Origin of the sequence: Spiractinospora alimapuensis (assembly GCF_018437505.1) — a bacterium.
In the GTDB taxonomy this organism is placed as follows: Bacteria; Actinomycetota; Actinomycetes; order Streptosporangiales; family Streptosporangiaceae; genus Spiractinospora; species Spiractinospora alimapuensis.
Map to the genome: position 1 here is coordinate 1,931,115 of NZ_CP072467.1, position 21,292 is coordinate 1,952,406.

Annotated in this window: 28 protein-coding genes; 18 read left to right on the forward strand and 10 right to left on the reverse strand. The window is 68.7% G+C overall.

Annotation, left to right across the window (positions count from 1 at the left end; all coding sequences use genetic code 11):
- The first annotated feature begins 7 nt into the window (after positions 1-7).
- Both J4H86_RS08870 and J4H86_RS08875 read left to right on the forward strand, forming a co-directional pair.
- Positions 8-613, forward strand: coding sequence for a TRAP transporter small permease (locus tag J4H86_RS08870; RefSeq protein ID WP_236543024.1), 606 nt, complete (start codon positions 8-10; stop codon positions 611-613).
- A 10-nt stretch (positions 614-623) separates the two neighbouring features.
- The gene (locus J4H86_RS08875) at positions 624-1,895 is read left to right on the forward strand and encodes a TRAP transporter large permease (RefSeq protein WP_236543025.1); all 1,272 of its coding nucleotides are present in this window, start codon (positions 624-626) and stop codon (positions 1,893-1,895) included.
- 9 nt (positions 1,896-1,904) lie between these two features.
- Here the strand turns inward: J4H86_RS08875 and J4H86_RS08880 are convergent, their stop codons facing one another.
- Positions 1,905-2,408, reverse strand: coding sequence for a hypothetical protein (locus tag J4H86_RS08880; RefSeq protein WP_236543026.1), 504 nt, complete (start codon positions 2,406-2,408; stop codon positions 1,905-1,907).
- A 197-nt stretch (positions 2,409-2,605) separates the two neighbouring features.
- Here J4H86_RS08880 and J4H86_RS08885 point away from each other — a divergent pair, with 197 nt between their 5' ends.
- Genes J4H86_RS08885 through J4H86_RS08900 form a run of 4 tightly spaced genes read left to right on the forward strand, consistent with a single transcriptional unit; the run spans position 2,606 to position 5,469 of the window.
- Positions 2,606-3,109 (forward strand): GbsR/MarR family transcriptional regulator, encoded by a 504-nt coding sequence (locus tag J4H86_RS08885; RefSeq protein ID WP_236543027.1) that lies wholly within the window; start codon positions 2,606-2,608, stop codon positions 3,107-3,109.
- Positions 3,084-3,998 carry an ABC transporter ATP-binding protein gene (locus J4H86_RS08890; protein WP_236543028.1) on the forward strand — a complete coding sequence of 305 codons (915 nt, stop codon included), beginning with the start codon at positions 3,084-3,086 and terminating at the stop codon, positions 3,996-3,998. The genes J4H86_RS08885 and J4H86_RS08890 overlap by 26 nt, the downstream gene beginning before the upstream one ends.
- Entirely contained in the window at positions 3,995-4,705 is a 711-nt protein-coding gene (locus tag J4H86_RS08895) for a fluoroquinolone export ABC transporter permease subunit (RefSeq protein WP_236543029.1), read from the forward strand. Before J4H86_RS08890 ends, J4H86_RS08895 begins: the two co-directional genes overlap by 4 nt.
- On the forward strand, positions 4,705-5,469 hold the full coding sequence (locus tag J4H86_RS08900) for an ABC transporter permease (RefSeq protein ID WP_236543030.1): 765 nt from the start codon (positions 4,705-4,707) through the stop codon (positions 5,467-5,469). Before J4H86_RS08895 ends, J4H86_RS08900 begins: the two co-directional genes overlap by 1 nt.
- A gap of 25 nt (positions 5,470-5,494) precedes the next feature.
- On the opposite strand, the gene J4H86_RS08905 is transcribed toward J4H86_RS08900, so the two are convergent.
- On the reverse strand, positions 5,495-5,905 hold the full coding sequence (locus J4H86_RS08905) for a VOC family protein (RefSeq protein ID WP_236543031.1): 411 nt from the start codon (positions 5,903-5,905) through the stop codon (positions 5,495-5,497).
- A gap of 19 nt (positions 5,906-5,924) precedes the next feature.
- Complete coding sequence (locus J4H86_RS08910) at positions 5,925-6,782, reverse strand: phosphotransferase (RefSeq protein WP_236543032.1); 858 nt, start codon at positions 6,780-6,782, stop codon at positions 5,925-5,927.
- Between the two features lie 147 nt (positions 6,783-6,929).
- Here J4H86_RS08910 and J4H86_RS08915 point away from each other — a divergent pair, with 147 nt between their 5' ends.
- Complete coding sequence (locus J4H86_RS08915) at positions 6,930-7,457, forward strand: hypothetical protein (protein WP_236543033.1); 528 nt, start codon at positions 6,930-6,932, stop codon at positions 7,455-7,457.
- Positions 7,458-7,538: 81 nt separating this feature from the next.
- Entirely contained in the window at positions 7,539-8,297 is a 759-nt protein-coding gene (locus tag J4H86_RS08920) for a hypothetical protein (RefSeq protein WP_236543034.1), read from the forward strand.
- A gap of 178 nt (positions 8,298-8,475) precedes the next feature.
- On the opposite strand, the gene J4H86_RS08925 is transcribed toward J4H86_RS08920, so the two are convergent.
- The 4 genes from J4H86_RS08925 to aztA all read right to left on the reverse strand — a co-directional run bounded on the left by J4H86_RS08925 (position 8,476) and on the right by aztA (position 10,824).
- Positions 8,476-8,916: a YciI family protein gene (locus J4H86_RS08925; protein WP_236543958.1), complete on the reverse strand. Its 441-nt coding sequence runs from the start codon at positions 8,914-8,916 to the stop codon at positions 8,476-8,478.
- A 156-nt stretch (positions 8,917-9,072) separates the two neighbouring features.
- The gene (locus J4H86_RS08930; protein WP_236543035.1) at positions 9,073-9,486 is read right to left on the reverse strand and encodes a RidA family protein; all 414 of its coding nucleotides are present in this window, start codon (positions 9,484-9,486) and stop codon (positions 9,073-9,075) included.
- A gap of 97 nt (positions 9,487-9,583) precedes the next feature.
- Positions 9,584-10,054: an RrF2 family transcriptional regulator gene (locus J4H86_RS08935; protein ID WP_236543036.1), complete on the reverse strand. Its 471-nt coding sequence runs from the start codon at positions 10,052-10,054 to the stop codon at positions 9,584-9,586.
- Positions 10,055-10,170: 116 nt separating this feature from the next.
- A complete protein-coding gene (aztA, locus tag J4H86_RS08940; protein ID WP_236543037.1) occupies positions 10,171-10,824 on the reverse strand; it encodes a zinc ABC transporter ATP-binding protein AztA in 654 nt (217 codons plus the stop codon).
- Positions 10,825-10,872: 48 nt separating this feature from the next.
- Between aztA and aztB the strand changes: the two genes are divergently transcribed.
- The 5 genes from aztB (at position 10,873) to aztD (ending at position 15,151) form a co-directional block, all read left to right on the forward strand.
- Positions 10,873-11,751 (forward strand): zinc ABC transporter permease AztB, encoded by an 879-nt coding sequence (aztB, locus tag J4H86_RS08945; protein WP_236543038.1) that lies wholly within the window; start codon positions 10,873-10,875, stop codon positions 11,749-11,751.
- Complete coding sequence (locus J4H86_RS08950; protein ID WP_236543039.1) at positions 11,748-12,719, forward strand: hypothetical protein; 972 nt, start codon at positions 11,748-11,750, stop codon at positions 12,717-12,719. The genes aztB and J4H86_RS08950 overlap by 4 nt, the downstream gene beginning before the upstream one ends.
- A gap of 47 nt (positions 12,720-12,766) precedes the next feature.
- Positions 12,767-12,964 (forward strand): hypothetical protein, encoded by a 198-nt coding sequence (locus J4H86_RS08955; protein WP_236543040.1) that lies wholly within the window; start codon positions 12,767-12,769, stop codon positions 12,962-12,964.
- Positions 12,965-12,969: 5 nt separating this feature from the next.
- Complete coding sequence (aztC, locus tag J4H86_RS08960) at positions 12,970-13,899, forward strand: zinc ABC transporter substrate-binding protein AztC (protein WP_236543041.1); 930 nt, start codon at positions 12,970-12,972, stop codon at positions 13,897-13,899.
- Between the two features lie 70 nt (positions 13,900-13,969).
- Positions 13,970-15,151: a zinc metallochaperone AztD gene (aztD, locus tag J4H86_RS08965; protein WP_394356507.1), complete on the forward strand. Its 1,182-nt coding sequence runs from the start codon at positions 13,970-13,972 to the stop codon at positions 15,149-15,151.
- Between the two features lie 86 nt (positions 15,152-15,237).
- Here the strand turns inward: aztD and J4H86_RS08970 are convergent, their stop codons facing one another.
- Positions 15,238-15,606: a hypothetical protein gene (locus tag J4H86_RS08970; RefSeq protein ID WP_236543043.1), complete on the reverse strand. Its 369-nt coding sequence runs from the start codon at positions 15,604-15,606 to the stop codon at positions 15,238-15,240.
- 287 nt (positions 15,607-15,893) lie between these two features.
- Between J4H86_RS08970 and J4H86_RS08975 the strand changes: the two genes are divergently transcribed.
- Genes J4H86_RS08975 through J4H86_RS08985 form a run of 3 tightly spaced genes read left to right on the forward strand, consistent with a single transcriptional unit; the run spans position 15,894 to position 17,283 of the window.
- Positions 15,894-16,643, forward strand: coding sequence for an IclR family transcriptional regulator (locus J4H86_RS08975; protein ID WP_236543044.1), 750 nt, complete (start codon positions 15,894-15,896; stop codon positions 16,641-16,643).
- An 18-nt stretch (positions 16,644-16,661) separates the two neighbouring features.
- Positions 16,662-17,120: an HD domain-containing protein gene (locus tag J4H86_RS08980; protein ID WP_236543045.1), complete on the forward strand. Its 459-nt coding sequence runs from the start codon at positions 16,662-16,664 to the stop codon at positions 17,118-17,120.
- A 25-nt stretch (positions 17,121-17,145) separates the two neighbouring features.
- Positions 17,146-17,283 carry a hypothetical protein gene (locus tag J4H86_RS08985; RefSeq protein ID WP_236543046.1) on the forward strand — a complete coding sequence of 46 codons (138 nt, stop codon included), beginning with the start codon at positions 17,146-17,148 and terminating at the stop codon, positions 17,281-17,283.
- Between the two features lie 71 nt (positions 17,284-17,354).
- Here the strand turns inward: J4H86_RS08985 and J4H86_RS08990 are convergent, their stop codons facing one another.
- On the reverse strand, positions 17,355-18,005 hold the full coding sequence (locus J4H86_RS08990) for a TetR/AcrR family transcriptional regulator (RefSeq protein WP_236543047.1): 651 nt from the start codon (positions 18,003-18,005) through the stop codon (positions 17,355-17,357).
- A 71-nt stretch (positions 18,006-18,076) separates the two neighbouring features.
- On the opposite strand from J4H86_RS08990, the gene J4H86_RS08995 reads away from it, so the two are divergent.
- Complete coding sequence (locus tag J4H86_RS08995; protein WP_236543048.1) at positions 18,077-18,919, forward strand: class I SAM-dependent methyltransferase; 843 nt, start codon at positions 18,077-18,079, stop codon at positions 18,917-18,919.
- Between the two features lie 25 nt (positions 18,920-18,944).
- On the forward strand, positions 18,945-19,781 hold the full coding sequence (locus J4H86_RS09000; RefSeq protein WP_394356467.1) for a class I SAM-dependent methyltransferase: 837 nt from the start codon (positions 18,945-18,947) through the stop codon (positions 19,779-19,781).
- A 111-nt stretch (positions 19,782-19,892) separates the two neighbouring features.
- Here the strand turns inward: J4H86_RS09000 and J4H86_RS09005 are convergent, their stop codons facing one another.
- Positions 19,893-21,257, reverse strand: a complete 1,365-nt coding sequence (locus J4H86_RS09005) for an MFS transporter (protein ID WP_236543050.1) — start codon at positions 21,255-21,257, stop codon at positions 19,893-19,895.
- Positions 21,258-21,292 lie beyond the last annotated feature (35 nt).

The following is a 21,292-nucleotide window of genomic DNA, read 5'->3' on the forward strand; positions in this document are numbered from 1 at the left end:
GGACCTGATGCGATCCGATCATCCCCTGACGCGTGCCGTACGCGTCGGTGTCACCGCCGTCGAGGAGTGGGTGCCCTCCCTGTTACTCCTCGGGATCACCCTCCTGGTCGCCTACGGCGTGCTCGCGCGCTACGTCTTGGGCCAGCCGGTGGCGTTCATCAACGAGTTGGCCGTCCTGGTGGCGGCCTGGGTGGTGTTGCTGGGTGCCGCGGCGGCCACCCGGCGCCGGATGCACGTGGGGATCGACGCGTTGATCGCCAGGTTGACGGGACGCCCCCGGGCGGCGGCGGACGCCGTGATGAGTCTCGCCGTGTTCGTCGGGGTCGGCGTGCTGGCGTACCTGAGCGTCGAGTTCGTCCTACACGCCCGGGGTGACCTATTCGTGCTGGGGATCTCGAAGAAGTGGCTGTACGCGAGCCTCCCGGTGGGGTTGTGCCTGATGACCCTGCACCTGGGGACACAGGCGTTCGGCGCGGTGCGCGGCCTGTGGACGGGCGAGTACTCCGTCACCGCGTCGTTGCAGGCGCAGAGCGACATGTCAGCCGAGAGCCGGGGCGCCGGGGCGGACACCGCCGCCGGTCTCGACATCCGCTCCGAAACCACGAACCGCTAGGAGCAGGCTGATGGGTCCCGGTGTCGTTGCACTTCTGGTGTTCTTGGGCGCGCCGATCGCGTTCGTCCTGTTGCTGGCCGCGTTGGTGTACTACCTGTTGTCGCCACAGCCGGCGATGATCGTGGCCCAGCAGGTGATCACGGGGTTGGAATCGTTCCCCCTGTTGGCGGTCCCGTTCTTCGTGTTGGCGGGGTCGGCGATGGCGCGGGGCGGTCTGGCGCGGGAACTGCTGGACTTCGCGAACCTGCTGGTGGGGCGTCGGCGCGGCGGCCTGGCGCAGGTCAACGTGCTGAACAGCGTGATGATGGGCGGCATGTCGGGTTCGGCGATCGCCGACGGCGCGGTCGACGCCAAGGTCCTGGTCCCCGTGATGGTGCGGCACGGCTACACCCGGGTCTTCTCCTCGGCGTTGAGCGCCGCGACCGGGGTCATCGCGCCGATCATCCCGCCCGGCATCGGGATGATCATCTACGGTCTGGTGGCGCAGGTGTCGGTGGGACACCTGTTCGTCGGTGGGATCGTGCCCGGTCTGCTGCTGGCGGTGGCTCTGATGATCACTGTTTCGATCATCGCCCGCCGTCGCGGCTACGGGACGAGCCTGGATCATCGGCCCTCCGCGTCGGAGATCCTGAAGGCGGGCCGGAGGGCGCTTCCGGCATTGCTGATGCCGGTGTTGTTGATCGTCGGTCTGCGTGCTGGGGTGTTCACCCCGACCGAGCTCGGCGCGATCGCCGCGATCTACACCCTGCTCGTGGGAGCGTTCGTCTACCGGCAGATCACCGTGCGCAATATCGGTGAGGTGCTGCGGGACGCCGTCTTCGCGACGGCGGTCGTGATGTTCATGCTCGCCGCCGGCTCCGGCCTCGGCGCGGTGTTCACGTTGGAGCAGATCCCCCAGACTCTGGCCGGTTTGTTGCTGGGTGTCTCGGACAACCCGTGGGTCGTCCTGATTGTCATCAACGTGCTGCTGTTGGTGCTGGGAATGGTCATCGACGCGACCACCCTGACGATCATCCTGGCTCCGATCCTGGCCACGGCCGCCGTCGGCCTGGGGGTGGACCCCATCCACTTCGGAGTCGTCATGGTGGTCAACCTGACGATCGGCGGGATCACGCCTCCGCTCGGCGTCGTGATCTTCACGGTGGTCGGCATCACCAAGGCGGATCTCACCCAGACCTTTCGGGAGATCCTGCCCTTCGTGGCGGCGTGTGTGGTGGTCCTGTTCCTGATCACGTTCATCCCGGACCTGGTTCTCTGGCTCCCCAACTTTCTCCTGGGATAAGGCGAGGGCTCACTCCACGAGGCGCCGGGCGGCTGCGCTGACCTGTGCGTCGACGTCCTCGACGGTGAGGTCGGTGACGTCGAGGCTGGCGTAGACGTCGTCGAGCTCCCACAGCTCCTCGGCGGGACCGGCCTGGTGTCCGAACATCCAGTGCGCGACGTGGGTCAGTTCCCAGGGTTCCAGCTCGCCGCGCAGATGGCGGCGGCACAGCGCCCGGAGAGCCGCGTCGTTCGCGGTCGTGCTGTACCGGGGATGGTGGGAGATCCCGAGTTCGGCGAGAGCCGTTTCCAGGAGTTCCGCCACCTCGTACCCCGGGTCGGTGGCTCCGGGTTGGGTGGACACCGCAGCGAGCGTTCGCAGTGTCTCACCGTCCAGTCCCGCCACCAGGGACGCGCACGCGGCCTCGACCACGGCCTCCGCCGACCCGAGTCCAGCGCTCCACAGCGCCGCGGCGTCGGCGAGTTCCGTCGCCGCCCGCGATCCGCTGTCAGTGGTCGGGACCTCACGCTCCATACGCCGCCTCGCCTTCGTCGTCCCACCGGCCGGCACGACGCCGGGCGCCCCAGTATCGCCTCCCCCTCGAACCGGTGGGCCGAGCCACCGATCGGTTCACCCGCCACACATCATAACCACCCAACGTTTCAGAATATTTTGAAACTTCAGCGATTCAACTGTATTGTTTCGTGTGTGTCCTTGGAGAGGCGGTGTACATGTCGTCTGACCCGCTCCGTGAGGAGCGTCTACGACTCGCGGAGGAGTTCGGCCAGTTCTTCGACGAGAACGGTCTGCCCCGGGCGGAGGGGCGACTGCTGGGTTGGCTGGTGGTGTGTGATCCTCCGGAGCAGTCCGCGGAGGATCTCGGCGAGGCGCTGGGGCTCAGCCGCGGCGGAATCAGCATGGCCATGCGGATGCTGATGCGCGCCGAAGCGGTGGAACGTGCCGTCATCCCGGGATCCCGCAGGCACTACTACCGGCTGCGCCCGGGCCTGTGGCGCCGGGAGATCGAACGCCGCGTACAGGAGGCACGTCGCACCCGTGACCTGGCCCTGGACGGGCTGGAACGTCTGCGGACCGCACCATCGGAGCAGCTTCGCCGCCTCCAGGACATGCGGGACATGTACGACTACCTGGCCCGCGGCTACCAGGATCTCAACGACGAGTGGCAGGCACGAGAGAAAGGCGCCGAGGATGGCGACCGCCAGAACCACGAGTAACTCCGTCGTCGCCCCGAACGCGACCTCGCCTGCCGTGATCGAGGTGCGAGACCTGACCTTCACCTACCCGAAGTCCACCACACCGGCGGTGCGTGGGATGGGCTTCACGGTCGGCGCGGGTGAGATCTTCGGATTCCTCGGCCCGAGCGGTGCCGGCAAGTCCACCACCCAGAAGATCCTGACCGGGCTCCTGCGTGGGCACGGGGGCGACGTCTCCATCTGGGGGGAGAGTCCACAGACGTGGGGCAAGGACTACTACGAGAAGATCGGCGTGTCCTTCGAGCTTCCCAACCACTATCTGAAGCTCACGGCGCGCGAGAACCTGGAGTTCTTCGCCTCGCTGTACGGGACGCCCACCGAGGACCCCGGTGAACTGCTCGACATGGTGGGGTTGGGGGACGTCGCCAACACCCGGGTGTCGAAGTTCTCCAAGGGGATGCAGATGCGTCTGGTGTTCGTGCGTGCCCTCCTCAACCAGCCGCGGCTGTTGTTCCTCGACGAACCGACCTCCGGCCTCGACCCGCGAAACTCCCGCATCGTCAAGGACGTCATCCTCGACCTCAAACGGCAGGGGCGCACCGTGTTCGTCACCACCCACGACATGGCCACGGCCGAAGAGCTGTGCGACACGGTCGCCTTCGTCGTGGACGGCCAGATCGCCACCATGGGTCCGCCCACGGAACTGAAGGTCGCGCGCAGCCGGCGTTCGGTACGCGTCGACTACCGGGACGAGGACACCCTGACCAGCTCGGAGTTCGGTCTGGACGGTCTCGCCGACGACTCCGCCTTCCACGAGCTCCTGCGGAACCGACGAGTCGAGGCCGTACACAGTCAGGAGGCCGACCTCAATGACGTCTTCATCGAGGTCACCGGCAGGAGCCTCTCATGAGTCGCCTCGCCTCCACCATCAGGATGGAGGGCCGCCTCCAATTCCGCTACGGCTTCGTCTATGCCGCCCTGTTCACCGGTGTGATGTGGCTGTCGATCCTGCTGCCCATCCCCTCCTCGGGGCGGCCCGCGGCGGGGCCGCTCGTCCTGTTCGCCGACATCGCCATCGTCGGGTTCTTCTTCATCGCCGGATCGGTCTTCTTCGAGAAAGGGCAGCGCACGCTCTTCGCGCTGGTCATGACCCCGCTCCGCTTTGGTGAGTACCTAGGCGCGAAACTCGCCACCCTCACCGCGCTGTCCTTGGTGATCGCGTTCCTCGTGCTGATCCCGGCGCACGGCCTGGAGTTCAACGTGGGCGTCGCAGCGGTCGGGATCATCCTCACGACGCTGCTGTTCCTGCTCGTGAGCTTCGTGTCCACGGCCCCCTTCGCCTCGATCACCGACTGGCTCATGCCCGGGGGCCTGGTTCTGTTGTTCATGAGCCTCCCGCTCATTCACTACGCCGGACTGTGGACCAACCCGGTGTTCTACCTACACCCGACGCACGGTTCCCTCATCCTGTTCGGCGCCGCTTTCGGCACGCTGACGCCGTCGCCGTGGGAGTTCGTCTACAGCGTCGCGTATCCCGTCGCGTGGATCGTGGGGCTCGGCCTCGTCTCCCGCCGCGTGTTCGACACCTACATCGTCGCCGGTCGAGGAGGGTCCTGATGGCCACCCAGTCCACCGTGCGCCCCACATGGCCGAGGATCACCGCGGCCTTGGGCGGAAACGACCGCAGGAGCGTGTTCCGCGACCCGCTGTTGATCATGGTGTTGGCGAGCCCGCTGCTCTACATCATCATGGTGCGGATTCCGGTCCCGCCCCTCACCGATCACCTGGCGAGCGGCTACGGGTTCGACCTCGTCCCCTACTATCCCCTCATCGTGTCGAGTTTCCCGATGCTGGGAACGATGTTGCTGCTCGGCTGCGCCGGCGGGCTCATGCTGTTGGAGGAGAAGGACACGGGAACCCTGCACGCGCTACGGGTCACGCCGATGCCCCTCGCCGTGTTCGCCGCCTACCGGTGCGCCACCATCATCGTTGTCTCGACCGGTTACGTCGCCGCCGCCATGTGGCTCAGTGGTATCGCCCCCACGAGTCTTCTCCCGGCCGTGCTCGTACTCGGCCCCCTCACTGGACTGCTGGCCATCGTCATCGCCCTGGCGATGGCGGGTATCGCCAACAACAAGGTCGAGGGTCTGGCGATGATCCGCGCGCTCGGGTTCGTACTGTTCATGACACCGGTCGGCGCCTTCATCGTCGACGAGCGATGGGAGACGGCGTTCTGGCTCGTGCCGTCGTACTGGCCGTCCAAGGCACTGTGGGTGGCGTGGGACGGCGGAGACTACTGGCCCTACGCGCTCGTCGGTGTCCTGTACAGCGGCGCCGTCATCGCTGCCCTGGGCCGCGTGTTCGTGCGCAGGGCCGGGTGACCCGACGGTCGACGGTGCACGGCCCCTAGCCGGCGGCTCCGGTGTACGTCCCGAACGTCCACAGTCCGCCCTCGGGGTCGCGCACCGTGAACGCGTAGGCCTGGCCCCCCGAACCGAAAGTCGTCGTGTGTGGGGCCTGAACGACGTCCGCCCTGGCCGTGACGGCCCGTGTGTGGACCCCCGTCACGTCGTCGGTCACGACATACAGCGCGTTCCCTGGCCCCAGGCCACCGTGGACGCCGCCCGTGTGCTTGGTCCCGCCCACCACGACCCGTCCCCCGCCCGGCCATCCGAGCTCCGCGTGGACGACATCGCCGTCGTCGTCCCGCGCGGCGACCCACTGGTGGAATCCCAGCACGTCGACCAGGAACCGCACGGCGGACGCGGGGTCGTGGTAGTGCAGTATCGGCCAAATCGACGAGCGTTCCTCGGTCACGGCGTCAGGCTACTCGGGATCAACGGGTGTCGGGGCGCAGCGCGTGGAAAGCGGCGAGGCGTCGCCGCTGGTAGTCGACGTCCTCCGCGTCGGGGGTCGGATTCACCGCCCGGTCGTAGGCCGTCTCACGGCGGATTCGGGCACGGATGAGCTGGCGGATCGTCACCTCGTCGAGCTGGGTGGCAGGTCCTCCCGCGACGGTGTACCGGTGGACGAAGTCCATGGCCGCGGAGATGTCGAGGGTGTCCGGGGTGTCGCTCCACTCGAACGCGGCGCCGGAGACGTCCCACTCCGGTGCGTCGAGTGTCGCCTCGTCCCAGTCGAGCAGGGCCACGACTCGTCCGGTACGGGCGAGGACGTTGGCGTGGTAGACGTCCCCGTGCACCGGTCGGCGGGGCCGCCCCCGACGGAAGGCGGCCAGCCAGGCGTCGAGTTCGGCATCGGCCAGTTCCGGGACCGGCGCCGCGGGAACGTCGCGACGCGGCCTCGGCGGAGTCTTGGTCCGCGACAGCGTGCGGTGTACCCGCGCCAGGAGGTGAGCGACCCGCCTGCACTGGTCGTCGTCCTCGGGGTCACCCCACTCCCCGGCGACGAAGGGCCACACGGTGACCGGCCGGCCCGAGACGCGGATGACGGTTCGGCCGTCCGTCGTGGGCACCGGGGCGACCGCCTCGGGAACCTCCTCGGCCGCGGCGGACGCGACCTCACCGCACCAGGCGATGTCGGCCGTACTTCGCCAGGGTGCGCCGACTCGCACCACGTGGGCGCCGATCCGAAACGCGGACGACTCGTCCCCGCCGTACAGTGGTTCGGGGGTGTGGACGGCGACGGCCCAAGCGGTCGACACGGCCCGTGCCATGTCGGAGGTCAGTTCCACGTCGTTCCCTTCGCTCGGCTCCCCATGTGCCCGTCTCCTCTGTCATCGCCCCTTCACCCTGGCCGGCCCAGCCCGTAGTGTCGCGGTGACGGGTCGTTGGGGTTCGGGAGTGACGTGTCGGTAGCGATGAGGCGGGGCCTGGGGGCTGTGACGTTTCTGGTCGCGATCGTGGGGGTCTATCTCGCGCCGATGTTCCGTGTGACCTTCGACTTCTCACGACCAGGCGTTTCCGGGGAGGGCGGGAGCACCGTGATGCGGATGGCGGACCAGCTCCCGCTGATGTGGGCGGAGTTCGTCTCCCCACGTTGGAGTCCCGACTCCGAGGTCTACGAAACGCCGCAGTGGCTGGCCGTCATCATCCTGGGGCTGCTGATCGCGGGCGGAGTCAATGCCGTGCGCGGTGGGTGGCGCCCCGCGTTCATCCTGGCCGGGGTCGCCGCCCTGCTGGTCGGGTACAACCTATTCACGGTCCCCCTCATCCTGCATCGCGGCTTCGACTCCGGATTCAGCGCGATCAGCGGCCGGTCGACCCTCACGACGGACCCCCATCCGGTGGGGATGACGGTCATCGTGCTGAGCCTGCTCCTGCCACTCGCGGTGACCGCCGCCGGGTGGGCGGCGGGGCGTCGGTGTCCCATCCCGGACACGGGCACGGAGGTGGCCGAGCCACGCTAGCGACAACCAACCCCCGAATTGACGCGTCCACCTGGAGAGGACTAGCGCGGAGGGGGCGGAGGCATGCGCGGAATCGGGAATGTGCTTCTTTTTGTCGGGCTCACCGCGATGTCGGCGGTGGCTCTGTTCACGGGCTCTCCCGTGTGGGGCACGATCGGGATCCTGCTCTTCGGCGGCGGGGGCATCCTGTACTTCGTTCTGACGCGCAACAGCGGGGCAACAACCCGCCGAAGGCCCGCACGCACCACATACGGACACCTCCCTGGGATGCGCCGGTTCACCGACGAGCCCGCCGGCCTGGTGTTTCCTGGGTCCCGTCTGAGCACCGTGGCCACGTTGCTCGGGTCGCTGGTCTTCGTGGTGGCTGGCCTCGCCATGGTGGCCATGGCATTCGCTCCTTCGGCTTCCCACGGACCTGCGGGGCCCGTGCTCCTGTTCCTCGTCGGTTTGGCCGGGATCACCGTGTTCTCGGTCTTCGGTGTCCTCGCGCTCCTGGCGTTGGCGCGGGGCGGAAACGGAATCGCTCTGGTCGCCGACGGCGTGTACTTCCGCGCCCCCGCCGGACGTGCCTGGGTAGGGTGGGACGACCTCAAGAGCGTGCGTCTGGGTGACGGGATCCAGTTCCTCGTCCACTCCCCAGAACAGATCACCCTGACCGGACTCAACCGGTGGCTGCACCGCGTCAACCGAGACAGGTTCGGCATGGACGTCGGCTATCCCACGATGCTGCTGAAAGGCGACCCCGGCGACGCGTTGGAACGAATCACCTACTTCCACAGCGCCCCCGAGGCCCGCGTCTCCCTCCGCGACCCGGGAACCGCGAATCGGTCGATCCCGTGACGCGGCGACCGCGAAGAGATCGTTCGCGATGTGAAAGGTGTTGATCCGGGTCTTGGCCAGCGGTGGTGGATTCCGTGAGTGGATTCTGTGGAACGCGCTGGCTCACGTCTGGAGTCGTCCCCGCCTCGCGGATCAGAGTGTCCTGGTTCGTCACGGCCACGCTCGGCCGTGATCCGCGCTAGCCGTGCTGGTGTTCGCGTTCGCGCAACTCCCGTTCCCGGTCCTTGAGGTGCTCGGGCATCTCGTCCCCGAAGTCCTCCACCTCGGCGATGCGGCGTAGGTGCAGCGTCATCGGGGTGTCGTCCCCCTCCGGCGGGTGGGGGCAACGCTTCGCCCACCGCACCGCCTCCTCGAACGACTCCACCTGAAGGACCCAGTAGCCGGCGATGAACTCCTTGGCCTCGGTGAACGGGCCGTTCACCACGGTGGCCTTCCCGTCACGGAAGGTGACCTTCGCTCCTTCGGCGGTCGGCGCCAATCCCTCACCGGACAGCAGCACGCCCGCCGCGAGCATCTCCTCGTTGTAGGCGGCCATCGCCTCGAAGATCTCGGGGCCGGGTTGGAAACGGGGGTCGGTCTCGGACTGGGGATCCGACATGATCGACATCAGGTATCGCATGGTGTTCGCCTCTTCTCGTGCGCGGATGGGCTCCGCGCACTCCCCCACGTGTCGAACGGGGTGGCCGCGAAACGACTCGCCCCGGAGGTTGCCCTCTGTGGTCGCCCTACCCGCGACACCGATGTTCACCCAGGTCGGATCACCTGTTTCGTTCGTTCATTCCGTTGGTCGCGTCTCGTTGGGACCACGCACCGCGAGCGCGTCGACCTCGAACAGCATCCCGGGCATGGCCAACGACGCCACTCCCACCAACGTCTGCGCGGGAGGACGCCCGTGCCACAGGGTGTTGACGTGGCGGGCGACGACCGCCAGCCGGTCACTGTCGTGGTCGACGACGTGGGTGCCCAGTCGGACCACGTGCCGCAGGTCCAGGCCGACGGCACGCAGGGCGATCCGTAGATGGTCGAAGGCCAGTTCCACCTGGTCGGTGAATCCGGTGACGGCGACCTGCCCGTCCGGACCGGACGCGTACTGACCGGCGACGGCGACGAGCCCGGTTCCGGAGTCCACCACGTGGGAGTAGCCGAACGGAACGGGGTCGTGCAGGGTGGCGGGCTGGATGACGTTCATGTCGTTCCCTTCCTTGAGAGATCGGGCCCTGCTGCCGCCCCGCCCGCGCGGGGCGTACGTCGTCGTCGAGGGTGGGACGTTGGGGAGGAGGCACCGCCTAGGGACCCGCGAACCACCGCCGCGTGCGTACGGGCACCTCCGGGGAGCTGGCCTCCACAGCGGCCTTGATGTCAGCCAGCGTCCGCCGAGCCAGCTCCGCTCGCCACGCCAGCTCCGCCCGTCGCATGACCTGGTCGACCTGGCACGGATCCACGGGGGCGACGTCGTCGGCCCCCGGTCCCCGCTGTCGAATCTCCGCGCACCGAAAGGCCGGCTCTCGGCCCTCGATCGCCGCCACCACATCCATGACCGTGATCTCCGCCGGCGCGCGGGCCAGCCGGAACCCACCTCCCGGCCCCGGGGTGGAGTACACGATCCCCGCCCGCGCCAGGGCCTGGAGCTGCTTGTTCATGTAGCCCGGCGGCAATCCGTAGTACTCCGCGAGTCGAGCGCTGGACACGGCGGACTCCGCTCCGACCCAGGCCAGGTTGAGGCAGCTATGCACTCCCCATTCGACGCCCTCATTCATTCGCACAATCCTGGATATTAGGTATCCAGGTTAACTTCCGCAAGCCGTGCGCGCGCTGGACCAAGGGCGTCGGGCCGTCACGAGAACGCGGAGCTCGCCGGTTTCACCCGCTCGGGTCACACCGCGCTGACGACCGTGGCGTTCCCATGGGCGAGATGGATCTGCTGGTCCGCCGGGGTGGCGGGGTCGTGGGTGGCGTGGACGATAGTGATCCCACGCGCGCGCAGACCGGACACGACGTCGGCGAGGCGGTGGCGGGTGTCGGAGTCGAGCCCCGTTTCGGGTTCGTCGAGCAGGAGCAGGTCGGAGCGCTGGGCAAGCCCCTGGGCGAGGAGAACTCGTTGGCGCTGTCCCCCGGAAAGGCTGGCCAGGGGGCGACGGGACAGGTGAGCGATCCCCAGGGCCTCCATCGACTCGGCCACGATGGCGCGGTCGGGGGCGGTGATCCTGCGCCAGGAGCCTCGGTGGGCCCAGCGGCCCATGGTCACGACCTCGCGGACGGTCACCGGCAGCGCGTCGGGGACGGCGCTTCGCTGGACCACCAACGCGGGCCGGTGTCGGTGGTGACGACACACCTCCCCGGTGACGGTGGGCCCGACGCCGCCCAGCACCCCGAGCAGCGTTGACTTCCCCGACCCGTTCGCGCCCACCAGCGTGGTGATCCGCGCCCCGGGGATCTCCAGCGTGATGTCGCTCAGGACCACCCGGCGACCGTAGGCGGCGCCGACTCCCACCAGTTCGACGGCGCTCCGTGGTGCGTCGTGACTCACACAAACCTCCCATGGAAATGAAAACGGTTTTCATTGTAGCGTTCGACCATGGATTGGTTGTTGTCCCCCTTCGAAGCGCAGTTCGTCGCCCGGGCCCTGTGGGGAGGAGTACTGGTTTCCTGCGTGTGCGCCCTGGCGGGAACGTGGGTCGTCCTGCGCGGCATGGCGTTCCTCGGCGACGCGATGTCGCACGGGATGCTTCCGGGTGTCGCCCTCGCTGCTCTCCTCGGCGGGAACCTCGTGCTCGGGGCGGCGGTCAGCGCCGTCACCATGGCCGTCGGAGTCCACGCGCTCTCCCGCTCGCCCCGGTTGTCACAGGACACCGCCATCGGTCTGCTCTTCGTCGGGATGCTCGCCACCGGAGTGATCCTGGTGTCCCGCTCGCCGTCGTTCGCCGTCGACCTGACCGCGTTCCTCTTCGGTGACGTCCTCGCGGTCGGCACCAACGACCTGCTGGGCCTGGCGGTCGCCCTCGCCGTCGCCCTCGTCGTCACCCTGCTGGGCTACCGCGCGTTCGTCGCCCTCGCCTTCGACCCCCGCAAGGCGCACACCCTGGGTCTGGCACCCCGCGCCGCGCACCTGGTGATGCTCGGGCTGGTCACGTTGGCGATCGTCGCGTCGTTCCACGTCGTGGGAACTCTGTTGGTCTTCGGGTTGCTCGTCGCACCACCGGCCGCGATGGCGCTCTGGGGGCCACGAATCCCCGTGACCATGCTCGGCGCCGCCCTCATCGGATCGGCGTCCACCTTCGTGGGGCTGCTCCTCTCCTGGCACCTGGGGACAGCCGCGGGCGCGACGATCGCGGTCACCGCGGTCGTCGCCTTCTTCCTGTCCGCGCTGGCCGCCTCGGTCGTCCAACGCCGCCCCGCGCCCTCCCAGGCCGCGCCCATCCCGTCCCGCCCGTCCCGGACCGAGGTCGCCGCATGAGTCGCCCGCACCACTCCCCCGCCACCCGCCGCCCGACCACCGTTCGTGGAGTCGCGCTCGGCCTCGCCACGGCGGTGGCCGTCACCGCCTGCGGCACGGAGCCGCCTGCCCCGGCGCCCGAGGAGACACCGCACGGCTACGTTGAGGGACCCGAGGAGACGGACAGCCCCCAGGTCCGGTTATTGGCGGTCGACGCCGAATCCGGGGACGCCTCGCTGTTCGACCCGGAGACCGAAGACGCCGTCGAACTCGACCTCCCTGGCGGGCCCGTCGACGACGTCGCCACCGACGGGCGCTACGGCTACGTCAGTGGCAGCGACGAGGCGGCCGTCGTCGACACCGGTGTGTGGACCGTCGACCACGGCGACCACAACCACTACTACCGAACCGATCCCGACGTCCTCGGCACGGTGCCGACGGGGTCGGACCCGCGGGTCCTGGCGGACGTCGCCGTCACCGTCCTCTCCTCCTCCGACGGGGTCCAGGTGTTGGACCGCGATTCCCTGGACGACGGGGAGATCACCACGCTGCCGGCCCCGGACACGGAGGCGCTGCTGCCCCTCGGCGACCGACTTCTCGGCGTCGGCGGGTCCGAGGACGCGGCAACCCCGCACCTGTTCGACCTGGACGGCGCCCCGACCAATGACGAGTTCACCGATACTTGCGCCGAACCAGGCGGCTCCGCCGTCACCCGTCGCGGCGCTGTCCTCAGCTGCGCCGACGCCACTCTCATCGTTGACGAAGACGACGATGCCGCCACCGTCACCGCCGTGGAGAACCCCGACGCGTTCGACGGTGACGCCGCGCCCCGCCTGCACCACCGGGACAACTCTTCGGTGCTGGCAACGCTCGACGCGGATGCCAGGCCGTGGATCCTGGACGTGGCCGAGGAAGAGTGGCGGCCCCTCGACAGCGACCCCGTGGTGTCGGTACTGGCGACGGGGGAGAGACGCCCGTACTCACCCTGACGGATGACGGCCACCTGTCCGCCTACGACCCGCACAGCGGCGAGGAAGTGGCGAGCACGGACCTGATCGAGCCGTCGGCCGACGGCGCTCCGGCGCCGTCCCTCACCGCCGATTCCCAGCGCGCGTACGTGGCCGACCCCGAGACGCGTCAGATCCACGAGGTCGACTACGTCGACGACCTGCGGGTGGCACGCACCTTCGACCTCGACGTCCGCCCCGACCACGTCGTCCAGACCGGATGGTGACCTCCATGCGTTCCCACAGCCATGGCGGCGCGGTTCTCGCCGCCCTCTCCCTGGCCATGCTGCCCGGCGTGGCCGGCTGCGCCGCCCTCAGTTCCGACCGCACCGACATCGTGGTCACCACGAACATCCTCGGCGACATCACCAGCAACGTCCTCGGCGACGAAGCCGACGTCAGTGTGCTGATGCCGCCCAACGCCGACCCGCACTCCTTCGGAGTCTCCGCCCAGGAGGCCGCCGAGATGGCCGAGGCGGAGCTCCTCATCTACAACGGGCTCGGTCTGGAGGAAGGCGTCCTGCACAACGTCGAAGCCGCCGCCGAGGCCGGTGTCCCCACGCTGGAGGTCGGCGCGGCGATTGACCCCATCGACTACGCGGAGGGCGAGACCGCGGGCGAGGACGACCCGCACTTCTGGACCGACCCGCTGCGTGTCGCCACCGCCGTCGACGCCATCGCCGACGCCGTCATCGACACCGGCGGCGTCGATGAGGAGGTCGTTCGGGACAACGCCGAGGATTACCAGTCTCGGCTCGAGGACCTGCACGAGGACCTGACGGAACAGTTCGCCGCCATCCCCAGCGAACAGCGCGCGCTCATCACCAACCACCACGTGTTCGGCTATCTCGCCGAGCGCTACGACTTCGACGTCATCGGCGCCGTCTTCCCGAGTGGGACCACTCTCGCTTCACCCAGCAGCTCCGACCTCCAGTCCCTGACCGACGCGATCGAGGAAGCGGGCGTCGGGGCGGTATTCGCCGACTCCTCCCAGAACGATCGCCTCGCCCAGGTGTTGGCCGACGAGGCCGACGTCCACGTCGAGGTGATCTCCCTGTACTCAGAGTCGCTGACCGAGGCGGACGGCGGCGCGCCCACTTACCTCGCCATGGCGCGCGCCAACGCCGAGGCCATCACCGCCGGGCTGACGGCGACCCCATGACCTCGTTTCCCCGGCCCCGGCCGCCGGCGTGACGGACCGACGCAAGAACAAGGAAAGAGGAATGACAGCGATGAACATCCCCGTACCCCCACGACGTCCGCGTCCCCGCGCGGCGATCCTGCCGAGTGCCGTGATCGCCGCCCTGGCACTGAGCGCGTGTGGCGCTGACGCCGACACCCGTGCCGAGACGGATGACGGCGGCGAGGTGGAGGTGAACGCCCCCGTCGTCGCCACCTACGACGGCGGCATCCTCGTCCTGGACGGTGAGTCCCTGGAAGTGGAGGCGGACCTGCCGCTGGACGGGTTCAACCGCCTCAACGCGGCCGGGGACGGCCGGCACGTCCTGGTGTCGACGCAGGCGGGCTTCCAGGTGCTGGACGCCGTGGGCGCGGAGCTCACCGAGGACACGTTCGACGCCGCCGAACCGGGCCACGTCGTCCCGCACGCGGGCGCGACCGCGCTCTTCGCGGACGGCACTGGTGAGGTTACCCTGTTCGACCCGACCGAGCTCGGCGATGGTCTCCCCGACGCCGAGACGCTCACCACCGAGCACGCGCACCACGGCGTCGCGGTGCTGTTGGAGGACGACGAGCTGGCCCTCACCCTCGGAGACGACCAGGAGCGCACCGGCGTGCGGGTCCTGGACGCCGACCGCGAGGAGGTCGCGCGCACCGAGGAGTGCCCCGGGGTGCACGGTGAGGCGACCGCCGAGGGCGGCGTCGCGGCCTTCGGGTGCGAGGACGGCATGGTGATCTACCACGACGGCGACTTCACGAAGGTGGAGAGCCCCGACGACTACGGCCGGATCGGCAACCAGGCCGGACACGACGACTCCGGCTACCTGCTCGGCGACTACAAGGTGGACCCCGACGCCGAGCTGGAGCGCCCGGAGCGGGTCGCGGTGGTCGACGCCGGCTCCGGCGACCTGGAGCTGGTGGACCTCGGCACCAGTTACAGCTTCCGGTCCCTCGCCCGAGGACCGCACGGCGAGGGACTCGTCCTGGGCACCGACGGGGCGCTGCACGAGATCGACCTGGAGTCGGGTGAGATCACCGACAGTCTCCCCGTCGTCGACGCCTGGGAGGAACCCATGGAGTGGCAGGACCCGCGCCCCACGATCCACGTGCGCGACCACACCGCCTACATCACCGACCCCGACGCCCGTACGCTCACCGCCGTCAACACCGACACCGGTGCCGTCGAGGCCGAGACGGAGCTGCCCGAGACCCCGAACGAACTCACCAGTCCCTGACGCCCACAGTCACCCAGCGGTGCGCGTTCCCCCTCCGTCGCACCGCTGGGTCCCCTCCCCCACGCCAGTCACCGCTCCGCGCGGTCTCAGGTCTCCAGCAAAGGACGACCGAGCTGGCGCGGCCATTCTGGACGCATTCGAGCCAAGAACCGGTCGAAGTCATCCCGAACGAACCGCGCCTCCACCGGTTTCAGGCGCAGCTGCGGGCGATCGTCCGCCCACCACACCTCGAAGTCGGTGGCAGTGCCCTCGACCGGCCACCGGGCGGGGTCCAACGGCAGAAGGACCACGTCGACGAAGCCCCCCACGCATACGGGGACGTCCACGAAGATCCCGATCGCCCCGGGCCTCGGTACCCGAACGACCACGCCCGCCAGCCGCTGTCCGAACGTCAGGCGGCGCCGTTGCCGCTCCCATTCCTCCGCCGTCACCGTGGAGGCCCCGTACCCACGCACTCGCCCACCCCCGCCACTCGCGGATCGCCTTCGGATCGTCCCGCACGCCGTCGAGTGGTGAGTCCACCCCTGTACCTCTCGTTCGACCGCCCGAATTTCTCAGACGTAGCGCACGTGAATTCTGGGAACAACCTGGACTTCACACCAGACTTGTGGTGATCACCGGACCGCTGTGACCAGGACCCTCATGCGGATCTAACCGGGCAGAGAAGAACCGTGGAGACCTATTACCCACTACGGTATTTTCTTCTGTTATGCAGAATAAGCCCCTGTACCCTATCCAGTCAGTGGACAATGCCCTCACGATGTTGCTGCTTCTGCGGTCGAGGGAGAAGCTGCGCATCACCGAGTGCGCGGAGGAGGTCGGCGTCGCGCCGTCCACCGCGCACCGGCTGCTCGCCATGTTGGAATTCCACGGCCTGATCCAGCGGGAGCAGGACGCGCACAGTTTCCGGGCCGGCCCCGCGTTGCTCTCGCTCGGGTTGGCGTCGGTGCGGCGCCTCGACATCCGCCGGCGAGCGCGGCCGTACATGAAGCGGCTCGCCAGCGAACTGCGGGAGACGATCAGCCTTATCGTCTTGGAGGACGACCACGTCCGGTTCCTCGACGCGGTCGAGAGCCCACACGTGCTGCGGATCTCCGGACGGGTTGGCCTCTCCCTGCCCGCGCACCGCACGTCGGCGGGCAAGGCGATGCTGGCCACCCTCAGCACGGAACGTTTGCGCGAGCTCTACCCGGACGAGGAACTCTCCCACACCACCGAGTCCTCTCTCACCACCCGCTCCGAGCTGGAGGCGGAACTGGACCGAGTCCGGGCGGAGGGCTACGCGCTCAGCGAGGGCGAGAGCGACCCCGACACCGTCGCGATCGGCGTCGCCATCGGTGGCGGGCTGGACCACGTCCAAGCCGGGCTCGGCATCGCGGCACCCACCAGCCGGAGCAACCCGGAGCTGTTGAAGGAGCGCGCGGTCGCCGCCGTCGCCGTCGCCAACGAACTGCGTGACGTCCTCGTGGACGACTCCGGACTCCCGTCGTGACCAGCCGGGACGTCCCTCGTGCCATCCACTGATCACCCCATCCGCACCGTCGCCGACGCCGACGCCGTGGCCGCCGCCGCTCACGCCGGCCAGTCCGACAAGGCGGGACGACCCGCCATCGAGCACGTCCGCGCGGTCGCCGCCGCGCTGCGCGACCACGGCGAGCACGCCGAGATCGCCGGACTCCTGCACGACGTCGTGGAGGACACTCCCCTCACCACCGAGGAGCTCCGCCGCCGCCAGTGCCCCGAAGCCGTCGTGCGCGCGATCGACGCCGTGACCCGCCGCCCCGATGAGCCCTACCTCGACATGGTCGCCCGCGCGGCGGCCGATCCGCTGGGTCGCCTCGTCAAGCTCGCCGACAATGCCCACAACGCGGACGAGAGCCGACTTCGGCGGCTCGCCCCGGCCACGGCGGAACGGTTGCGCCGAAAGTACGCGGCCGCCCGCCAAATCCTCACCCGGGAACCCGCCTGAACAAGCACTCATCCACGGCGTCGGTGTGGTCCTCACGCTCCTCGACCTCGGGCGCCGATCGGGGGACATCCGTCTCGTCGCGTCGTCGCCGCGCTGGCCGCTCGCGTGGGCGTCGCTCGCCGCCCAGGTTCGGGCCCAGACCTTCCAGAAGCGCCGCCCCTGAGCGACACCCACGCACCCGTCGCCCGCCCCCACCTCCATCGAGCGTGACGCACCTCCAAAAGGTGGGTGTGCTCATTCACCTGCCTTAGCGTGGTCAACGCACACCTGACGAACGAGGGTGTCGTAGACCCACTCCTGCCAACGCGGCGCCGACCACTCCCGTTCACGCGTGAACATCAGGAACAGCTCCGGACTGAGTAGCCCGTAGAGCACGTCCGCCACATCGGCGGCGGACAGGTCCGGGCGGATTCCCGGCTTGCCCAGCAAGGCCTCCGCCGTCGCCCGCTGCACCTCATATCGGGGGTCGCCGGGAGTGTCCCACAGCCCTTCCACGTCGGGGTCAACGGCGGTGGCGACGCGCAGCATCTCCACGATGCGGGCCACCCTGCCGAGCACCGCCGTCGTGCCCTCAACGTGCAACCACAGGTGCTCGTGCGCGGTCGACGCCGCGATCGCACCGCGGAACCACTCCCGGTCCATCGTGGCGACCGGCTCGTCGTCTCCGGCGATCGCGGTGTCCACGACCTCCTTCAGTAGCGCCCGCTTGTTGCCGAAGGTGAAGTAGATCGTCTGCACCGCCACCTCAGCGCGCTGCGCGATCCCCTGCAGCGTGGTGACTCCGTAGCCGTCGGCCACGAACATCTCCTCGGCCGCCCGCACCACCCGCCGCCGCGTCTGACGCGCCTTCTCCGTCCGCTTCTGCCTGCCCTTGACCTCAGCCATTTTCTTAGTATAAGTCTAGAGTTCTTCACTAGAGTGTAACTCTAGTGGGTGACTCTAGATTGGAGGTTCCTATGGTCACGGTCGCGAATCCGTCGCAGGAGGAAGCCTGGAACGGCTGGGAGGGGCAGGCCTGGGCAGCGCACGCCGCACGGTTCGACGCCATGCTGGGCGGATTCAACGAACCACTCTTCGCCGCCGCTTCGATCGACCCAACGGACCGGGTGGTGGACCTGGGCTGTGGCACCGGGCAGACCACGCGGCTGGCCGCCTCCCGCGCCGTCCGGGGACGCGCGTTGGGGATCGACCTGTCAACCCCGATGCTCGACCACGGACGCGCGACAGCCGAACGCGAAGGACTGGACAACATCGCCTTCGAGAAGGGCGATATCCAGGTCTATCCCTTTCCCGAGCATTGCTTCGACGTCGCCATCAGCCGTGGCGGGGTCATGTTCTGCGATGACCTGACGGCTGCCTTCACCAATATCCGCGGCGCGCTACGTCCCGGAGGGCGACTGGCGATGATCACAGCAGTCCACGACCCCGACGGTGAGGAGAGTCGTGCGACCGCCGCGCTCGCTCCCCACATGACCTCTCCGTCACCGGCGGCGGTCGGCATGATGTCTCTCGCGGAGCCGAGACGAATTCACGACGTCCTCGCTGGCTCCGGATTCTCCGACGTGTCGGTGACCTCGTGCGAGGCCGAGATGCGTCTCGGCGCGGATGCGGCCGACGCGGCCGATTTCCGACTCTCCCTCCCGCCGGTGGCGCACAACCTCCGCACCATCGATCCCGCGCGACACGCACGACTGCGCGCGGAACTACGCGCCGGGTTCCTTCCGCACGAGACCCCGACCGGAGTCCTGGTGCGGGGGACCGTGCTCCTCACCACTGCCTCGGCACCAACCAACCTCTGACGACGCAGACGAAAGGCCATCCGCCATGGAGATCGTGAACACGCGGCAAGCCGCGGCCTGGAACGGTTACGAGGGAACGCACTGGGCGCGACACCAGAAGCAGTACGACGACGTCAACAGTGGCTACAACGAACCTCTCCTCGCCGCCGCCGCGATCCAGCCCTACGACCAGGTGCTGGATGTCGGCTGCGGGAACGGGGAGTCCACCCGCCTGGCCGCGCGGCGGGCGGTCCATGGGCACGTCACCGGGTTGGACCTGTCGGGCCCCATGCTGGAGCGCGCCCGGGTGACGGCGGTGCGCGAGGGGGTGGACAACGTCAGCTTCCTGCATGGAGACGCTCAGGTCTACCCGATCCCCGAGCGGAGCTTCGACGTGGCCATCAGCAGGTTCGGCATCATGTTCTTCGCGGCGGCCGTCGCCGGTTTCACCAACATCGCCCGCGGTCTACGTCCGGGCGGCCGGGTCGCCTTCCTCGCGATGGGCACCGACCCGTTGGACGGCCTTCAGGTGCTCTTCCGTCGCATCTCCGGCGACCTACCGGGGATCGGCCCGTCCGACGACAGGGGCGGCCCGCTGTCGTTGTCCGACCCGGCCTACGTCCGCGAGGTCCTGGGTGCCGCGGGGTTCCGCGGCATCACCAGCACCCGCGTCGACGCCGACCAGTACTGGGGGGACGACGCGGACGCCGCGACCGAGTTCCTGTGGGGCTGGGGCCCGGTCCGCCACCACTGGTCGTCGGCGGACTCGGCGAGGGCGACACGCGCCCACACCACCCTGCGCGCCGCCATGGAGGACTACGCGACGCCCGACGGCGTCCGCCTCCCCTCGCACGGCTGGCTCGTGACCGCCGAACGGGGGTGAGCACCCATCACACCGGACACGGCCTCCGGCCCCCTCCTCCGGAGGCCGTGTCCTCTCGCCATCGATCCGCCACGTCCGCGGACCGTCGTGAGGTGCGGGTGCTCCTCCGGTTCAACGAGCCTCGGACACCGGAGTCTCGGCCGCCGGGGACAGGTCAGTGCTTCCCGGGCGCGGCCCCTCGTCGGTGTAGACGAGCTTGTTCCGAAGTCCGTACAGGCACACCGTGGTGATCGTGGCGACGACGGCGATGTAGAGGCAGATCAGCCACGGGGACTCCCCGCCGCGAATGAGGAGGAAGGTGAGGATCATGGGGGTGAGTCCGCTGGAGACGATGCTGGCGAACTGGAAGACGACCGAGATCCCGCTGTAGCGGACCCGGGCGTCGAACAGTTCGGAGTAGAGCGCTCCCTGGGGGGCGAACATCAGTGGGTAGGCGATCCCGAAGACGACGATCAGGACCAGGGTGACGACCAGGAAGGAGCCGGTCTCGAACAGGAAGAAGGAGGGGAACGCGACCAGCGCGAGCACGACGGAACCGACGCCGTAGACGCGGGCTCGGCCGACGATGTCGGACGTCAGTCCCCACAGTGGGATGAAGAAGACGCCGAACACGGCCGCGATGGTGACGGCGATGAGGACGGAGTCCTCGGTCATCCCCTGCTGCGCCGTGAGGTAGCTGACGGAGAACACTGCCCAGGTGTTGAAGGCGACACCCTCGGCCCACTTGGTTCCCATGGCGAGCAGGATCGGGGTCTTGGGCGTCTTCATCAGTTCCTTGAGCGGGGCCTTGGCGACCTCGCCGCTGTCCTTCAGTTCACGGAAGGCCGGGCTGTCCATCAGTTTCAGCCGAATCGCGAGGCCCACGACGATGAGCACGACGGAGAACAGGAAGGGGATGCGCCATCCCCAGGCGAGCATCTGTTCGTGCGTGGTGGACAGGGTGAGTACGGCGAACACACCGGTGGAGAGAACGAGGCCGACGGGGACCCCGATCTGTGGCCAACTGCCGTAGAGGCCGCGGCGGTTGCGCGGAGCGTACTCGACCGCGAGGAGCACCGCGCCGCCCCACTCGCCCGCGATCGCGATTCCCTGGGCGATCCGCAGGATCATCAGCAGGAGCGGCGCCCACACGCCGATGGAGGCGTAGGAGGGCAGGAGGCCGATGAGCGCGGTACAGATCCCCATGATCATCATGGTGGTGACCAGTGCCGACTTCCGTCCGATGCGGTCACCGTAGTGGCCGAAGATGAGCGCGCCCACCGGTCGACCGATGTAGCCGACGGCGAAGGTCCCGAAGGCGAGCAGGATGCCGACGAGTGGGTCGCTCTCGGGGAAGAAGACCACGTTGAAGACGAGTCCGGCCGCGAGGCCGTAGATGAAGAAGTCGTACCACTCGATCGTCGTCCCGACCGCTGACGCTAACGCTGCCGTCCGTCGCTGCTTGGCGGACGGTTCCGTCCCAGATACCCCAGACACGGGTTCCCTCTTTCACTCGGGCGTCGTCCAAAGAT

What these genes read in the sequence shown, in the direction of transcription:
- J4H86_RS08870 (WP_236543024.1), top strand. Translation starts at nt 8, where the DNA reads ATGCGATCCGATCATCCCCTGACGCGTGCCGTACGCGTCGGTGTCACC.
- J4H86_RS08875 (WP_236543025.1), top strand. Translation starts at nt 624, where the DNA reads ATGGGTCCCGGTGTCGTTGCACTTCTGGTGTTCTTGGGCGCGCCGATC.
- J4H86_RS08880 (WP_236543026.1), bottom strand. Translation starts at nt 2,408, where the DNA reads ATGGAGCGTGAGGTCCCGACCACTGACAGCGGATCGCGGGCGGCGACG.
- J4H86_RS08885 (WP_236543027.1), top strand. Translation starts at nt 2,606, where the DNA reads ATGTCGTCTGACCCGCTCCGTGAGGAGCGTCTACGACTCGCGGAGGAG.
- J4H86_RS08890 (WP_236543028.1), top strand. Translation starts at nt 3,084, where the DNA reads ATGGCGACCGCCAGAACCACGAGTAACTCCGTCGTCGCCCCGAACGCG.
- J4H86_RS08895 (WP_236543029.1), top strand. Translation starts at nt 3,995, where the DNA reads ATGAGTCGCCTCGCCTCCACCATCAGGATGGAGGGCCGCCTCCAATTC.
- J4H86_RS08900 (WP_236543030.1), top strand. Translation starts at nt 4,705, where the DNA reads ATGGCCACCCAGTCCACCGTGCGCCCCACATGGCCGAGGATCACCGCG.
- J4H86_RS08925 (WP_236543958.1), bottom strand. Translation starts at nt 8,916, where the DNA reads ATGCGATACCTGATGTCGATCATGTCGGATCCCCAGTCCGAGACCGAC.
- J4H86_RS08930 (WP_236543035.1), bottom strand. Translation starts at nt 9,486, where the DNA reads ATGAACGTCATCCAGCCCGCCACCCTGCACGACCCCGTTCCGTTCGGC.
- J4H86_RS08935 (WP_236543036.1), bottom strand. Translation starts at nt 10,054, where the DNA reads ATGAATGAGGGCGTCGAATGGGGAGTGCATAGCTGCCTCAACCTGGCC.
- aztB (WP_236543038.1), top strand. Translation starts at nt 10,873, where the DNA reads ATGGATTGGTTGTTGTCCCCCTTCGAAGCGCAGTTCGTCGCCCGGGCC.
- J4H86_RS08950 (WP_236543039.1), top strand. Translation starts at nt 11,748, where the DNA reads ATGAGTCGCCCGCACCACTCCCCCGCCACCCGCCGCCCGACCACCGTT.
- aztC (WP_236543041.1), top strand. Translation starts at nt 12,970, where the DNA reads ATGCGTTCCCACAGCCATGGCGGCGCGGTTCTCGCCGCCCTCTCCCTG.
- aztD (WP_394356507.1), top strand. Translation starts at nt 13,970, where the DNA reads ATGAACATCCCCGTACCCCCACGACGTCCGCGTCCCCGCGCGGCGATC.
- J4H86_RS08990 (WP_236543047.1), bottom strand. Translation starts at nt 18,005, where the DNA reads ATGGCTGAGGTCAAGGGCAGGCAGAAGCGGACGGAGAAGGCGCGTCAG.
- J4H86_RS08995 (WP_236543048.1), top strand. Translation starts at nt 18,077, where the DNA reads ATGGTCACGGTCGCGAATCCGTCGCAGGAGGAAGCCTGGAACGGCTGG.
- J4H86_RS09000 (WP_394356467.1), top strand. Translation starts at nt 18,945, where the DNA reads ATGGAGATCGTGAACACGCGGCAAGCCGCGGCCTGGAACGGTTACGAG.